Below are 14,984 nucleotides of genomic sequence, written 5' to 3'. Positions count from 1 at the left end.
ATAGCAATTAAGGGAATAATGTGAGCGGTACGTTATACGTAATGCACAAACTGAGTCTGATCAAAGCGGAACTGAGTGTTGTACACGCCATTGTCAGCGCGCTCGCCAGCACCAATCATCATAATGATGTGTTGATCGTCGCCCAAGCCTAGTAAGCGTTTCATCGCAGGCTCATCAAAGCCGCCCATGGCACAGCTATCAAACCCATGAGCGCGTAATGCTAGCATGAGGTTTTCGGCAGCAAGTGAGGTGTTATTGGTTGCCCAGTTTTTGGTATCTTCAAACGTATAATAAGGCGATTTTATTGGCCCTTTTACGCGTCTGACCACTTGCGTCGCGCCCCATTTGGCTGCTGAGACTACGTTGGCTGGACCGCGCAAAAAGTCCATCGTGACGACTTTGTTGTAGTAGTCTTTCACTTTCTTTGGGACTGGCTGGTCAGGGTATTCGCGCAGTACTTGCTGAGCGTGGTCGTGCCAAATGTCAGTACGGGCAACGATGGCTATCAAACGTGCTGATGTTTTTGCTGCGTTTTGATTCATGCAGTTTTTGATGGCACGTGTCTTATTGTCAGCATCATCGATAACATAAAACTCCCACGGCTGCAGGTTGCTAGAGTTCGGCGCTAGCATGGCCAAGCGCAGACAGTCTGCCAATACGTTGTCAGGAATAGGTGTGTCAGTGAAGCGGCGTACTGAACGGCGTGACTCTACAATATCGCGAAACGCTTGTAAGTTTGGCGTATGAGTAGGCGTGGCAACGAGGTCTTTATTGTCGGTCTCTAAGGTGGCGGCGTCTGAGTTCATATTAGGATCCATGCTGGGAATTGGGTCATCTGTCCGAGTCGGTATTGAGGCACATCTATAATAGAGGTCAAACATGTGAGCAATACGAGCCAATAAGATAACGCTTGAGAGCAATAACATCGAGCGATCATGATTTGTGACGGTCTATATGATCTATGTACAACTATTCTCATATAACAAACGCATAAAACGACTAAGCGCTTTTGATGAGACAGGGTATCGAAGTAGAGAATATAGATACCAGCTGGTGCCAGTATCTATAACGTTTAGTCGGAGCTGATAATTTGTATGAGCTAATATTTTATAAGTTCTAAGGTCTTACAAGTCGCTTTCGTATTCATCAGCAGTCATTAGTGCTTCGTAGTCAGCGATATTGTCAGGCTTCATTCTAAAGAACCAACCTTCGCCATATGGGTCAGAGTTGATGATTTCTGGATCATCTTCTAGTGCTTCGTTGATCGCAATAACTTCACCTGAGATAGGCGCATATACGTCAGAAGCCGCTTTTACAGACTCTACCACTGAGATTTCGTCATCAACAGCGATGATGTCGCCCACATCTGGTAGCTCAACGAATACCACATCACCCAATAGGTCTTGAGCATGGTCAGTGATACCAACAGTGATCGTACCGTCGTCTTCTAAGCGTAACCACTCATGGCTCGCAATATATTTTAGCTCTGCTGGGATGTTGCTCATGGTCTCTCTCCTAAATGATAGAGGTTAATTAACAAAAGTAATGGAGGCTGGGCGTGTTGTCATTTTTATAATCGTGTGCAAAATGACAACGCGCTCTAATGATAGAATTTATAAGACCTAAGAGTCAAACTGTTGCTTGCCGTTGCGGACAAAAGGTAGCTTCAATACGCGTACATCGACGAACTTACCTTTGCCGCGTAGATCGACTTGTACGCTGTCATCTTCTGATAGGCTGGCAGGTACACGGGCAATCGCGATTGAATTTTTTAGGCTAGGGGAGAATGTGCCGCTGGTGATAATACCAGTTTGCTCGTTATCAGTGCCTTGATTGATAGTCACCGTCATGCCTTCACGCAATACGCCACGCGTGGTCAATAGCAGACCCACTTGCTTCATAGCGGTGTTGTCTTCTCTTGACTGCTTACGTTTGCTGACCAGTGCTTCACGGCCGACAAAGTCGCGATCGTCTTTTAGTGCTAGCGTCCAGCCCATGTTGCACTCGTAAGGGCTGATGGTCTCGTCCATGTCATGACCATACAGGTTCATGCCAGCTTCCATACGCAGCGTATCACGCGCGCCAAGACCAGCAGGCTTGATACCATTTGCTTTTAATTGCTCAAAGAAGGCAGGGGCGTCGTCAGCATGCATGATGACTTCAACGCCATCTTCACCAGTATAGCCAGTACGAGCCACAAACCAATCAGAACCTTCAATGTCTGTTAAATCAGCACCGACGAAAGGTTTTAGTCCTGCTAAGGTATCTGCCCAGCTTGGTTTGGCTTGAGCCAGTTTTGCAATAGCATTTGGACCTTGAACAGCAAGCATAGCAAGTTCAGGACGCTCAGTAATCACGATATCAAAACCTGCAGCGACTTTATTGAACTGTGCTAAGTCTTTGTCACGAGTGGCAGCGTTAGAAACAATACGGTACTCAGTTTCCTCTGCATTCATGAGATAGACGATCAAATCATCAATGACGCCGCCTTGCTCATTGAGCATACCAGAATACAGCGCTTTACCAGTGGTAGTGAGTTTATTGACATCGTTGGCGAGTAGCTTTTGTAGCCATGCTTTAGTATCAGCACCTTTGATATCAGTCACAACCATATGTGAGACATCAAACATACCTGCGTCTGTACGTACAGCGTCATGCTCTTCGATTTGTGAACCGTAATTGATGGGCAATTCCCAACCAGAGAAGTCGACCAGTTTGCCTTCACTATCAATGTGAGACTGGTAAAAAGGGGTACGCTGAGGCGCTTTAGAGTGAATATCTTGGGTATCAGTCATAACAAATCCTTATGTGTACATCAGTCAAGCTCAGTAGAGCTGGGCATAATGCGCAACGTAAAAGTAGCGAGAAGCAATACTGCAAGGTGCAAATATTACATCAAAGGGTGACACAGAAAGCAAAGATAAAGACGTAAGCCAAATAGACGCTGAACGTCAATTTGAGCTAAAGCCCCATCTGTCCTGTGACCTGAGATTTTCAACACGAATCATCATTTATGGGTAATGATATAAACCCTACAATCGATGATAGCGTATTTTCTTCCCTTCGGTGGGTAAGACGTCGTCCGTTCTTACCACTCTCCAGATTTGTTATGCCTTATGTTTAAAGTGTTTTGAAGGGGTAGTGCGCTATGAGCGTGATGCTACCAGACACTATCAAACAACAGTGACATGCGTTTTTCAGTCCTTTTACCTGAGCGATTGGCAGGGTGGATGCGCCTTCGGTGGTTGTGTGGCAGTTATGATTTTCATATCACCATTTGTATGACCAATGCGGTTCACTACAAAATGGATGCCCACAAACTCTCTCCTGAAAAACGCTTTTATTATGAAAGGTTCAAAGCGCTTTTACAAGTCATCCGCGCCATTAAAATCAATAAATTTAGCAAAAATTATATTTTGTTTGGGCAGTTTACTGACAGTATGCGAGCGTTAGTATTGTATTTTCTGTCTCTATCAGCAGTTTTTAAACCCTTTCAAACCATATATAACCGCAAAAATTACCATAGCAAAACGCAAAGCAACTACTGGTATTTACCTGAAATATGCTAACCTACGCCCATAGTTTCTGATAGGTGGTTTTTATGCATTGCGATATTTATAAATTTCCCAAACATGACGACATGTATGTCTACATTGCGCGTCCTGATTATCCTGATGATACTGACGAAATAAAAGACTGGCTTGGGGTGTTACCAAAAGATTTTCGTGCAGGGTTAGGTCGTAGTAAGTTTGTCATGCATTTGGATTTGGCAGCGACGCCAACACTTGCACGTGTTGATAAAGCGGAAGTACTGGCAAAACTGCAGTCTCAAGGCTATTTTGTACAGCTACCACCGCAAGATGTGATGCGTCGCCAAGCAGAGCTACGCGCTCGCGAGGCACAAGACAGCATTTATGATTAGTGTGCTGGTTGAGGTATGATGGCAAAGTGATCCAGAGTGTGGTCTCTACAGCGGTATGGTTAAAGCGTCCGTGACACATTCGTTCACATGCATTTGGGTAGAGAGTCGTGATAAACTGACAGTCCGCGACATCTATATAGAGAATTAAATAATCGGCACCGATGATATGTATCGATTATTTATTGAGTCTTATTTTGGTACGATAGCACGCACCATACACTGCTAGGCACAATGTGTCATCGGTGATAAACGCAGGTAACAACACACGCATGGACTGGTTAAAAAATATCTTACACAGCTTACCATTAGAATCTATCAGTGACATTCTCGGCGAGATTGCTATTTGGTGGGGTCAGATGGTGAAGAACGTACCGCCCGCGGATCTGCCAATGTATGCTTATCTTGGCGGTGCTATTGTGGTGCTGGTATTGTGGCTACTGGTCGCACGCGTACTACCAAAGCCTCTAGGCGGTATGAGTTGGATGATATTGTTTGCCGTGCTATTAGCGCCAGGTACAGCGCTTGGTGATGCCAGTGAGCTTGCACCAGCTAGCATCAGTGTGGTCTACGCTATCATGATGAAAGATTTTGCAGGTGCGATTGCCAATATGTTACCGATATTAGTGGTATTGGTTTTCGGATTATTCATCGGTTTTTTGTGGCAGCTGATACGCGGTGCTTTTGCCTCCAGTCTGGATAAAGCACGTAGCCGCAGCGCAGAAGATACACAGGCGACGATGCAACTGACGACAGGCAGCTATTTGGCGGACAGCGCTACGCTGAGTGAACCGTCTGATGAATCTACACTGTCTGCTAATACTGAAACCAGTCATCGTAAAGACAATATTTATAAAGACGGTGTTAGTGAAAAAGCAGATAATGTTAGTCTAACGAAAGACAGTACACTGTCCAAAAAAGCAGATAATAAAATCTCTGAAAAGCGATAAAATCTGGAAAGTGACAGATCTGGAAAGCGACATAAAGGTAGTGCCTGCTTACACAATGGACTCATACGTTCAGAATATAAAGATTAAATAAAAAAGACACCAAGGCGTGTCTTTTTTTGTGTCAGATTGATTTTGTGGCATATTACTTTCGCGCTAGACTATTTGTGTGCAAGACTATTTATAGGTTATATCAACAATGACATTTTATTAGGCACATTATTAGGCACACATAACAATTGTTAATAACTGCGAACGCATGAGTATTTTGGCAATACGTCAGGCTGTGCTAATCTAATTTATTATATTGATTTGTTATCCACTTTTCATATCCATTCATCTATAACCCCTCATTTATAACAACAATCGAGATCTGACTATGACCGACAAAACCTTTACAGGCACACAAAACTATATCGCAACAGATGACCTGCAACTGGCAGTGAATGCGGCTATGACACTACAAAAGCCACTACTGATCAAAGGTGAGCCAGGGACTGGTAAGACTCTGCTGGCCGAGGAGGTCGCAGAAAGCTTAGGTATGCCGCTGATTACGTGGCATATCAAGTCGACCACCAAAGCCGAGCAAGGTCTGTATGAGTATGATGCGGTATCGCGCCTGCGTGATTCGCAGTTGGGTGATGACAAGGTTTATGAGATTGGTAACTATATCAAGCCAGGCAAGCTATGGGATGCCTTTACCAGTAAAGAGCGTAGCGTACTATTGATCGATGAGATCGATAAAGCAGATATTGAATTCCCAAATGATTTGCTACATGAGCTGGATAAGATGTCTTTTTATGTTTATGAGACGGGCGAGACCATCACCGCAGAGCAGCGTCCTGTCGTGATCATCACCTCAAACAATGAAAAAGAGCTACCAGATGCCTTTTTGCGTCGTTGTTTTTTCCATTATATCGACTTCCCAGAAGAGCAAACCATGCGCCAAATCATCGAGGTGCATTTCCCTGGTATTCAAGAAAAACTGGTCAACGATGCTTTGGATATATTCTATAAATTACGTAATATTCAAGGCCTCAAAAAACCACCATCAACGTCTGAATTGGTTGATTGGTTGACCTTGTTGCTGGCCGATGACATGGCACAAGAGGAGCTAGAAGAAAACCTACGTGGCGAAAAGTCTATTCCACCGCTATATGGCGCGCTGCTCAAAAACGAAGCGGATGTGAATTTATTGCAGCGTTTTGCCAATATGATGCGCCGTTAAGCGCATATAGGTGAAGATGCTTTTTTTGTTTTACGTCAATTAGTGGTGCAGTGCTTATGTTTATAAAACTATTCTATACTTTGCGGACCTATGGCGTGCCAGTCAGTACGCGTGAACTGCTTGATCTCAATGCCGCTTTAGATAAAGGGCTGATGATGCAGACGCATCCTGAAGACCCAGCACTCACTACTTTTGCGAGTCGTGAAGACATGTACCGGTTGATTCGGCTGTGTATGGTCAAAGACGAGCGTCATTTTGATAAATTTGATCGGGCAATGGCAGATTACTTTGAAGGGGTAGATAGCCTTGATATGGATGCGCTTTTGGCAAAACTGACAGACGTACCCAAAGAATGGCTTGATCTAAAGCTGGATCCAAAAAACCTAACCGAAGAGCAAAGACGTCTGCTTAAGAAGTATGGCTCATTAGAAGAGTTGATGAAGGCGCTAGAAGAGCGGTTAAAAGAGCAAAAAGAGCGTCACCAAGGTGGTAGTAAATGGGTCGGCACAGGTGGCACTTCGCCATTTGGGGCTTACGGCGACCATCCAGAAGGCGTACGTGTCGGCGGTGAATCTCGCAAACGCAGCGCCGCAAAAGTCTGGGAGCAGCGTAAATACCGTAACCTCGATGACAACAATCAGCTTGGTACCCGTCAAATCCAGATGGCACTACGTAACCTACGTCAGTTTGCACGTACGGGCAGTGCAGATGAGCTCGATATTCATGAAACGATCAAACGTACCGCAAAAAAGGGCGTGCTTGATATTCATATGCAAGCGGAGCGTCGTAACCGCGTCAAAGTACTGATGCTGTTCGATGTGGGTGGGAGTATGGATATCCACGTTGAAGCACTAGAAAAACTGTTTTCTGCAGCAAAGAATGAATTTCAAACGTTAGAGTTCTTTTATTTTCATAACTGCTTGTATGACTATGTGTGGAAGGATAACAACCGTCGACATAGCGCCCCGATGCCGACTTTTGAGTTACTTAATAAATATGGTCGCGAGTATCGAGTCATCTTCGTCGGTGATGCCTCTATGTCACCCTATGAGCTGATGACAGTAGGCGGCAGTGTCGAGTATATGAATGACGAGGCGGGTATCGTATGGCTCAAGCGCGTACTTGAGCATTTTGATAAAGTAACTTGGCTCAATCCTGAAAATCCAAGCTACTGGCAGTACACCCAAACCATCGTTGAGATCAAAAAGCTGTTTGAAAACAAAATGTACCCGATGACCTTGCATGGTGTTGAGGAGATGACTCAATACATGGCGCGGTAATGCTATTGCTACGCTCGTATGCGCAAAATAAAAAGCACTTAGAACGATAGCATCGTCTTAAGTGCTTTTTTAATGAGTGACAAATAGTGATAAAAAATGGCAAGTTCATATTTTATAATAAGTACTATGGCTATTTCTTGTTTTCAACCAGTCCAATCATCACGCCCATCTCTTTTTTGTCTTGCTTGTCGATACTAGGCGCATATAACGCTGAAGCAATGCCGCCATCTAAAAACAGTGCGTTTGGACAACTCAGCTCATCCTTGAATAATTCTGCAAACTGATAAAAGGTCACAGGTGCATCGCTATTGACAAATTGTATGCTGCCATCAGTACAAACGCCTGCGCCATTACGCAGTTTGACTGAGCTACTATCAGGGTTGAATTGCGGATGTATCTCATCATTGATGACCAGCATGGGGCCAGATTGCGTCGCATACCAAGGCTGCACATCACCATTGTTTAGCTGTTCATTTAACGCGTTACTTTCGGTGATTTGCACGTTGCCAGCTTTGTCCCACCACATCACCCCATTAGGCAATAGATGAAAATTGCCGCCACCTTCTTTTAGGTTTAGTGACTTGACCTCTTTGCCCTCAATGATAGTGTAGCCAATCGGCGCATATCGCTCATCATACATACCGGCATTCATCGCAAAATTGAGGGTTTTGTCTTCTGGTAATGCTGCCAACAATCCATCAAAGGTCAATAGCGGCTGAGCACTATTGGTGGACTGCCAAAATAACTGTAACGAATAACGGGCGCTTGTCAACGCGCTAGCATTCACACGGCAGACGCTATAAGTAAAGGGATAGTCTGCTGTCTGACAAGACCAGCTGTCCGTATCAGTGCTCAAGACAACAGTGTCTTCTTGCTGACAAGCACTAAGGCTGAGCGTAAGCACTGCCAATGATAGCGATAGAGTAAAAATAGAGGTCGGCATCGATCACGCGTCTTTTAACAGGGTGGTTGTATGGGATTACTAAGGTTCGCTGGCATATCGAATTTTTATTGGCGCTTATCAATAATCAGCATCTTTTAATCATTAATTATCAATCGCCAGTCGGTGGGAAGTTACGAAAGGTATTGTTGACATTGCCGATGAGTTGTCCGCCGTTAGTAGCATCCGAGTGTTCAGAGTCGTATTCAGCGTTATATCCAGTACTATGCTCTGTTGGCGCGCTCGTCTCCTTACCTTTATCACGTGAGTCCTTGTTATAAGCAATGAGCGCATCGTTATTGGCTAAGAAGCTATCAGGGTTTGCCATGACCCACATTTGATTAAAAATATCGGCACGGGCGCTATGATCGAGCAGGGCGTCTTTGTCCGCAAAGTAGAAAAACTTGGACAATAGCTTGATCTGTCCATCATCGAGACGACGAGCGATATGATAAGGCTGTAATTGGCTAGGATGCTGTAAACCAACAGCACCGACGATGCTAGCGAGCGATTTTAGCGTATTTTTGTGGAAGCTGGCAACGCGTTCTGCTTTGCTTGGGACATCGAGTGCTTGTTGACGGTATGGGTCTTGAGTTGCCACACCTGTCGGACACGTATTGGTGTGACAAGAGCGCGACTGGATACAGCCAACCGCAAACATAAAGCCGCGTGCTGAGTTACACCAGTCTGCACCCAGCGCAATCATGCGTGCAATATCAAAACCTGAGACAATCTTGCCACTGACGCCAAGCTTGATCTTGTCACGGATACCTGCACCGACTAAAGTATTATGAACGAGCAGAAACCCTTCAACCATTGGCATACCGACATTGTCCATGAACTCGACGGGCGCGGCACCTGTACCGCCTTCAGCCCCATCAATGACAATAAAATCAGGATAGTTATCTGTCTCAATCATGGCTTTGACAATTGCCATAAACTGCCAAGGTTGACCCACACATAGCTTAAAACCAACAGGCTTGCCGCCAGATAAGTCACGTAGCTGCTGCCAAAAGGCGACAAGCTCGCGCGGTGTGCTAAATGCAGTGTGCGAGGAGGGCGAGATGCAATCTTGACCCGTCGGCACTTGACGGGTATCCGCAATCTCTTGCGTGATTTTGCTCGATGGCAACACGCCACCTTTACCAGGCTTAGCGCCTTGTGACAGCTTGATTTCGATCATTTTAACTTGTGGATCGATGGCTTTTTCGGCAAAAGACTGTGGATCAAAATTACCTTCGGCATCACGACAGCCAAAATACCCAGTGCCCAACTCCCAAATCAAATCACCACCGAACTTACGATGATGAGGACTGATAGCTCCTTCGCCCGTATCATGCGTAAAGCCGCCTATTTTTGCACCTTGATTGAGCGCCATGATGGCGTTCGCTGATAGACTACCAAAACTCATCGCTGAGATATTAAATACCGACATATCGTGTGGCTGCTGACAACGCTCGCCGCCTACTGTGATACGAAAGTCTTTGCTTTCTAGTGGGGCACTGATAGCAGACTGCAAAAACCATTCTTTGCCATGAGTATAGAGGTTATCCAACGTACCAAACGCATTGGTGTCGCTGACGTTCTTTGCCCGTTGATAGACTAGAGCGCGCTGCTGGCGTGAAAACGGTACTTGTTCTTTGTCATCCTCAAGCAAATACTGACGAATCTCAGGGCGAAAATCTTCTAATACATAGCGAATATGTCCAGCTATTGGGTAGTTTTTTAGCACTGAATGCTTGGATTGAGTCAAATCATAAATGCCTAATGCAACTCCTAAGCCGCCAATCAGAATCAGCCAGCCATGCATCAGTAGCAACCCTGCTAATAGTAGACAGATGGCTGCCCCAAACATACTATAACGCAGCAATAATCCGATAAAATACGGTGAGCTGGTTTTGACTTCAGGATTTAGGTTGGTGCGAGATTCAGGCATAACGAGGCTCAATAGTTATTCTTTGGATAGATAAGATGCTTACATTTGTCGCGTACATCATACACGTATGAGGTCGCGACGTCGGTATCAATGGGTAACAGGGTTGTCCAAATCATTGTTGTTAGGAGCTGCGTTAGTTCGGTTGCATAAACAAGTAATGATAGTAGATGCAATAAAGTGATTAAAAATAGCCCATATACTACTTTAAATAGTGAAACCATTGAGAAGGGTAGCCATAATATTTTAATAAAATATCTCGATGAAGACATGCTGACGACTATTGATCCGTTTGATGCGGTGCAATTAGCGTATATGATTGAAGTTTGTATTAGTCATAAAAACCAAGCAGCGGTGGGGCGTTATTTATACGCTAATTCACGCGATAAGCTAAAAAGCCCTAACGATAGCGATAGATTGCGTAAGTATCTAATGAAATTTGGACTGCGGTTTGATGAGCTAAGTTAACATTATGCATGATGATTAAATAATAGTTTTTAAAAAAGGAAAATCAATGAATAACACAGGATTCGTGGCAGGCACGCTCGTTCATACGGATAAAGGTTTAGTACCGATTCAGGATATTAAAGTGGGCGACTTAGTTTTATCAAAGCCTGTACTCTCCAAGCCTGAAGATGGTAGTGGTGATATAGAGTATAAGCCTGTGGTCAAGACCTTTGTGCATGAAGACAAAGAGATGTGGATCGTGCGCCTAGAAAAAAACAATACTTCGCCTTATAGATTAAAACCAGGTGATGAAAACTTTGATATTCAAAATTATCTGCTTGCTGATAAAAAAATTCAATCAGCTAGTCGCTTCAGTGATTTTCTAGCGACGCCCAATCACCCTGTTTGGGTAGTCGGTGCCATGGAGAACCCACAGGAAGATATTGAGTTCTATGACCGGCCTCACTTTAAACGTGTGGACGAACTACAGCAGTATGAAATTGCTGTGAATACTGATGGCGTAATGTATACCGTTGAGCGTGTGCAACCTACCTATCAAGTCGCTAATGATAACTTAGAAGCCAATCCAAATTATTACTGGTATAAAAAGCATTATCATGAAGACTACTACGATGATTATGTACAAGATGCCGAAGCGCATATGCTCGACTACAGCGAAGTAGAATATAAGGGTATGGGATATGTTGATGACATTAGCTTTTATCAGGAGAAAGGCTATTTGGGCCAACATATTGAAGATAATGGAGGCACCATGCGGATGTTCAATCAATTGACCAACGCGCAAGGTGAGCACATTTTATATCAGGCAACCGTCTATAACTTTGAGGTGGCAGACAACCATACCTACTTCATTGGTCGAGCAGGACTATGGGTACATAACACCAACGTGGTCAACCAGTCCCACGAATAATAAAAGAAGCAAAAAGGAAAGTTGATGAACAACACAGGATTTGCCTCAGGTACTTTAGTCCATACGGATAAAGGTTTAGTACCGATTCAGGATATCAAAGTGGGCGACTTAATTTTAACAAAACCTGTGCTCTCCAAGCTTGAAAGTGGTCGTGGTGACATAGAGTATCAGCCTGTCATAAGTACGTTTACATCCCCGAAAAAGGAAAGAATCTTTAAAGTTGAATACTTTAACGAAACGGTAGCCAAGCAAGGTGAGAAGGGTAGGAATTATATCTTTTGTACCAGCAATCACCTATTCTGGGTAACTCGCCAGCCTGAAGATAAGGAAGGTGAATGGCTATCGGCGGAGTGTTTGCCATCTGGATATCTAACGTCTGCTCATGGTGATACGATTGCGCTTGATGATTATTCGTTTATCCCTGTACGCACCTTACCTAACTTCCTCGAAGGTACAGCGTATACTCAGAGTATTGAGGAACATGACTTATGGGAAACGGACGGTCTGGTTCAATTTGTGAAGTTTGCAGATAATGGCTATCAGTTTGTTAGTTTAGCTAATACAGAAGAAGCGTTCAAAGAAGAGATCAAAACCGTCAATATGCAAACTTCTGATGCCAAGTTGCTCATCAATGAAAAGGCACCCTTTATTATAGACCCTGATCTTTATAAAACATTGAATGTAAGATTACGTCAAGACATAGCGCCTAAGACACATAGTGCAGAAAGGTTTGTAAGAGAGATGCACTCACCTCTAATCTTTGAGGGAAAAATAATCAAAGAAAATAGAATTGGTGATGAAGGTTTATTCAAAAAAGCTTTAGCCAGTATCAAAAAGTATGGCGATTCAATGGGATTAACAGATGAAAGTATTCATAAGCAGATGCGACGCTATAACGATGTCTGCCCCAATCCTTATGAGGACTATGTCTACAATATAGAAGTGGCAGATCATCATACGTATTTTGTTGGACATGATGCGGTGTGGGTGTTGGACGATAAAGAGCTAGCCAATTAACCAGCCCTTTATCCTATATCAATAAAAAAGTGTTATGACTGGCTAAAAGGCTTATATCTTCATCATGTCACTGTTTTAAACCCCGCCACCAATCCGCTCAGCCAATATCTGTAACTTTGGCACTATCATAGCAGCATAGTCATCCGCTTCCCAGTTGGCACTTGGCACACTGGCATTGAGCGAATACGCGTATTGCCCCGTAGCGACATCATATACCCCAACCGCGACTGCCAATATGTCAGTAGAAAACTCTCCATCAGACACGGTATAGCCGTATTTTTCATAATGCTCCGCTGCGCTAGATAGAGCGCTTTGTGCATGGTTGAATTCCTCAACAGATAAATTCTCTTGTAGATTGCTAATAATGACCGTCTGTCTCGCTTGCGAGCTTACCGCATAAAAAGCACGTCCAATGGCAGTGCGTGCGACGGGTACAGCGGAGCCAACCTGTAAGTTGACCGATAGTCGAGCAGGGCTACGACAGCAGGCGTGATAGCGCATTTCTCCTTCGACTTCGGTCGCTAGATTCACTGATACTTCATTTTCACTAGCGAACTGACGTAATAGTGGCTCAGCGTATGCCACCATGTCATGACGACTCCATGCAGTCGCACTAAGACGTACCGCACTACTGCCCAATTGATACTGTCCGTATTTATTCGTACGCAATAACCCAAGCGTAATCAAAGTATGGATAAGGCGAGTGATGGTTGCTTTTGGTAGATCTGTCATCTGACACAATTGCTGATGGGTGAGTTGCTCATCATGTTCAAAAGCAGCCAAGATGACCAATCCACGACCTAGTGCCATCACAAACTGGCGATCGTTATCTTTTTTGCTCTGATTCATGATGCCATGCATGCGTTCTAATAGTGGCGTAGCTGTCGATAAGGGTTTTGTCATTTTATTTCCATTTGTCTTAATGATTATCTCTTTTGATGTCTATTTTTTGATAAGGGTTTACAGGGCGGCAAAAGTTTGTTTTAATAGTTTTAATTTATGAAACTAAGTTTCGCACAGCGGAATAACGAAGTCAACCACTTGTTAAACCAAATGATGTATCAATCACTATTTGTCAGTCAGGATGACTGATACCAAGGAGATCCAAATGGCAACATCTACCAGCCCGCGCTTTGATTGGGAAGATCCTTTTTTATTACGTGACCAGCTCACTGAAGAAGAACGCATGGTCACCGACAGCGCCCGCCAATTTTTTCAAAAAGAGCTGATGCCAGGCATCGTTGAAGCCAATCGTAATGAGAATTTTGATCGCAATATCATGCGTCAAATGGGCGAGATGGGTCTGCTTGGCGTCACGATTGAAGGTTATGGCTGTGCTGGTTTATCGAGTGTTGCTTATGGCCTAATTGCTAAGGAAGTAGAAGCCGTTGATTCGGGCTACCGTTCAGCGATGAGCGTACAGTCAAGCTTGGTCATGCATCCTATTTGGGCGTATGGCACAGAAGAGCAGAGAGAGAAGTATTTGCCAAAGCTTGCCACAGGTGAGTATGTCGGCTGCTTCGGTCTGACTGAGCCGGATTCAGGATCAGATCCGTCATCGATGTCAACGCGTGCGCGCGCCGTTGATGGTGGTTACGAGCTGACGGGCAATAAAATGTGGATTACCAACAGTCCTATCGCTGATGTGTTTGTCGTGTGGGCAAAAGATGATGCTGGTGAGATTCGCGGTTTTGTTTTAGACAAAGGCATGAAAGGATTATCTGCGCCCAAGATCGAAGGCAAATTCTCGCTACGTGCGTCGGTCACTGGTGAGATTGTCATGGACAAAGTATTCGTCCCTGAAGCCAATGCTTTCCCAGACATCCGTGGTCTAAAAGGGCCATTTGGCTGCTTGAACAAGGCCCGTTATGGTATCGCTTGGGGCTCGATGGGCGCAGCAGAATTCTGCTGGAAAGCTGCTCGCCAGTATACGCTAGATCGTAAGCAGTTCGGTCGTCCACTTGCTGCAACACAGTTGGTACAGTTGAAGCTCGCCAATATGCAGACAGAAATCAGTCTAGGTCTACAAGCCGCGCTACGTGTGGGTCGTCTGATGGATGAGAACAATGTCGCCCCTGAGATGATCTCCATGATCAAGCGTAATAACTGCGGTAAGGCTTTAGATATCGCTCGTATCGCTCGTGATATGCATGGCGGTAATGGTATCTCTGATGAGTTCCATATCATCCGTCACGTGATGAACTTGGAAGCGGTCAATACTTATGAAGGCACACATGATATCCACGCGCTTATCCTAGGCCGTGCACAGACAGGTATCCAAGCGTTCTTTTAAACTGACTTTAAGTTAAACGTTCAGATTTGGAACATGCCCTAACGTACGT

General features: G+C 44.5%; 14 protein-coding genes and 2 riboswitches. Of the genes, 8 read left to right on the top strand and 6 right to left on the bottom strand.

Annotated features, from left to right (window positions below; genetic code table 11):
* Positions 1-32: 32 nt before the first annotated feature.
* The 3 genes from AC5JPT_RS04725 to gcvT all read right to left on the bottom strand — a co-directional run bounded on the left by AC5JPT_RS04725 (position 33) and on the right by gcvT (position 2,795).
* Complete coding sequence (locus AC5JPT_RS04725) at positions 33-806, bottom strand: nitroreductase family protein (protein ID WP_493857298.1); 774 nt, start codon at positions 804-806, stop codon at positions 33-35.
* A gap of 318 nt (positions 807-1,124) precedes the next feature.
* Positions 1,125-1,505, bottom strand: coding sequence for a glycine cleavage system protein GcvH (gcvH, locus tag AC5JPT_RS04720; RefSeq protein ID WP_057760766.1), 381 nt, complete (start codon positions 1,503-1,505; stop codon positions 1,125-1,127).
* Between the two features lie 117 nt (positions 1,506-1,622).
* Positions 1,623-2,795 carry a glycine cleavage system aminomethyltransferase GcvT gene (gcvT, locus tag AC5JPT_RS04715; RefSeq protein WP_493857297.1) on the bottom strand — a complete coding sequence of 391 codons (1,173 nt, stop codon included), beginning with the start codon at positions 2,793-2,795 and terminating at the stop codon, positions 1,623-1,625.
* Between the two features lie 168 nt (positions 2,796-2,963).
* Positions 2,964-3,112: riboswitch (glycine riboswitch) on the bottom strand.
* 76 nt (positions 3,113-3,188) lie between these two features.
* Positions 3,189-3,340: riboswitch (glycine riboswitch) on the bottom strand.
* A gap of 261 nt (positions 3,341-3,601) precedes the next feature.
* Here gcvT and AC5JPT_RS04710 point away from each other — a divergent pair.
* From AC5JPT_RS04710 to AC5JPT_RS04695, 4 genes are all read left to right on the top strand, one after another.
* Positions 3,602-3,922 (top strand): YcgL domain-containing protein, encoded by a 321-nt coding sequence (locus tag AC5JPT_RS04710; RefSeq protein WP_319050517.1) that lies wholly within the window; start codon positions 3,602-3,604, stop codon positions 3,920-3,922.
* Between the two features lie 269 nt (positions 3,923-4,191).
* Complete coding sequence (locus AC5JPT_RS04705; RefSeq protein ID WP_493857296.1) at positions 4,192-4,869, top strand: hypothetical protein; 678 nt, start codon at positions 4,192-4,194, stop codon at positions 4,867-4,869.
* Positions 4,870-5,245: 376 nt separating this feature from the next.
* Positions 5,246-6,094 carry an AAA family ATPase gene (locus tag AC5JPT_RS04700; protein WP_493857295.1) on the top strand — a complete coding sequence of 283 codons (849 nt, stop codon included), beginning with the start codon at positions 5,246-5,248 and terminating at the stop codon, positions 6,092-6,094.
* A gap of 56 nt (positions 6,095-6,150) precedes the next feature.
* Positions 6,151-7,374: a vWA domain-containing protein gene (locus AC5JPT_RS04695; RefSeq protein WP_443526265.1), complete on the top strand. Its 1,224-nt coding sequence runs from the start codon at positions 6,151-6,153 to the stop codon at positions 7,372-7,374.
* 130 nt (positions 7,375-7,504) lie between these two features.
* Here the strand turns inward: AC5JPT_RS04695 and AC5JPT_RS04690 are convergent, their stop codons facing one another.
* Positions 7,505-8,317 carry a phosphodiester glycosidase family protein gene (locus AC5JPT_RS04690; protein WP_493857294.1) on the bottom strand — a complete coding sequence of 271 codons (813 nt, stop codon included), beginning with the start codon at positions 8,315-8,317 and terminating at the stop codon, positions 7,505-7,507.
* 109 nt (positions 8,318-8,426) lie between these two features.
* Positions 8,427-10,250: an FMN-binding glutamate synthase family protein gene (locus tag AC5JPT_RS04685; RefSeq protein WP_493857293.1), complete on the bottom strand. Its 1,824-nt coding sequence runs from the start codon at positions 10,248-10,250 to the stop codon at positions 8,427-8,429.
* Positions 10,251-10,427: 177 nt separating this feature from the next.
* Here AC5JPT_RS04685 and AC5JPT_RS04680 point away from each other — a divergent pair, with 177 nt between their 5' ends.
* The 3 genes from AC5JPT_RS04680 to AC5JPT_RS04670 are packed head-to-tail and all read left to right on the top strand — an operon-like array spanning position 10,428 to position 12,642.
* Positions 10,428-10,715 (top strand): hypothetical protein, encoded by a 288-nt coding sequence (locus AC5JPT_RS04680; RefSeq protein ID WP_493857292.1) that lies wholly within the window; start codon positions 10,428-10,430, stop codon positions 10,713-10,715.
* A 46-nt stretch (positions 10,716-10,761) separates the two neighbouring features.
* Positions 10,762-11,625, top strand: coding sequence for a hypothetical protein (locus AC5JPT_RS04675; protein WP_493857291.1), 864 nt, complete (start codon positions 10,762-10,764; stop codon positions 11,623-11,625).
* 24 nt (positions 11,626-11,649) lie between these two features.
* Positions 11,650-12,642: a hypothetical protein gene (locus AC5JPT_RS04670; protein ID WP_493857290.1), complete on the top strand. Its 993-nt coding sequence runs from the start codon at positions 11,650-11,652 to the stop codon at positions 12,640-12,642.
* A gap of 75 nt (positions 12,643-12,717) precedes the next feature.
* On the opposite strand, the gene AC5JPT_RS04665 is transcribed toward AC5JPT_RS04670, so the two are convergent.
* A complete protein-coding gene (locus AC5JPT_RS04665; RefSeq protein WP_493857289.1) occupies positions 12,718-13,545 on the bottom strand; it encodes an IclR family transcriptional regulator in 828 nt (275 codons plus the stop codon).
* Positions 13,546-13,750: 205 nt separating this feature from the next.
* Here AC5JPT_RS04665 and AC5JPT_RS04660 point away from each other — a divergent pair, with 205 nt between their 5' ends.
* Positions 13,751-14,935 (top strand): acyl-CoA dehydrogenase, encoded by a 1,185-nt coding sequence (locus tag AC5JPT_RS04660; RefSeq protein ID WP_493857288.1) that lies wholly within the window; start codon positions 13,751-13,753, stop codon positions 14,933-14,935.
* The last annotated feature ends 49 nt before the right edge of the window (positions 14,936-14,984 follow it).

The organism is Psychrobacter sp. H26 (assembly GCF_059073035.1).
This window is presented reverse-complemented; position numbering and strand designations above follow the sequence as displayed.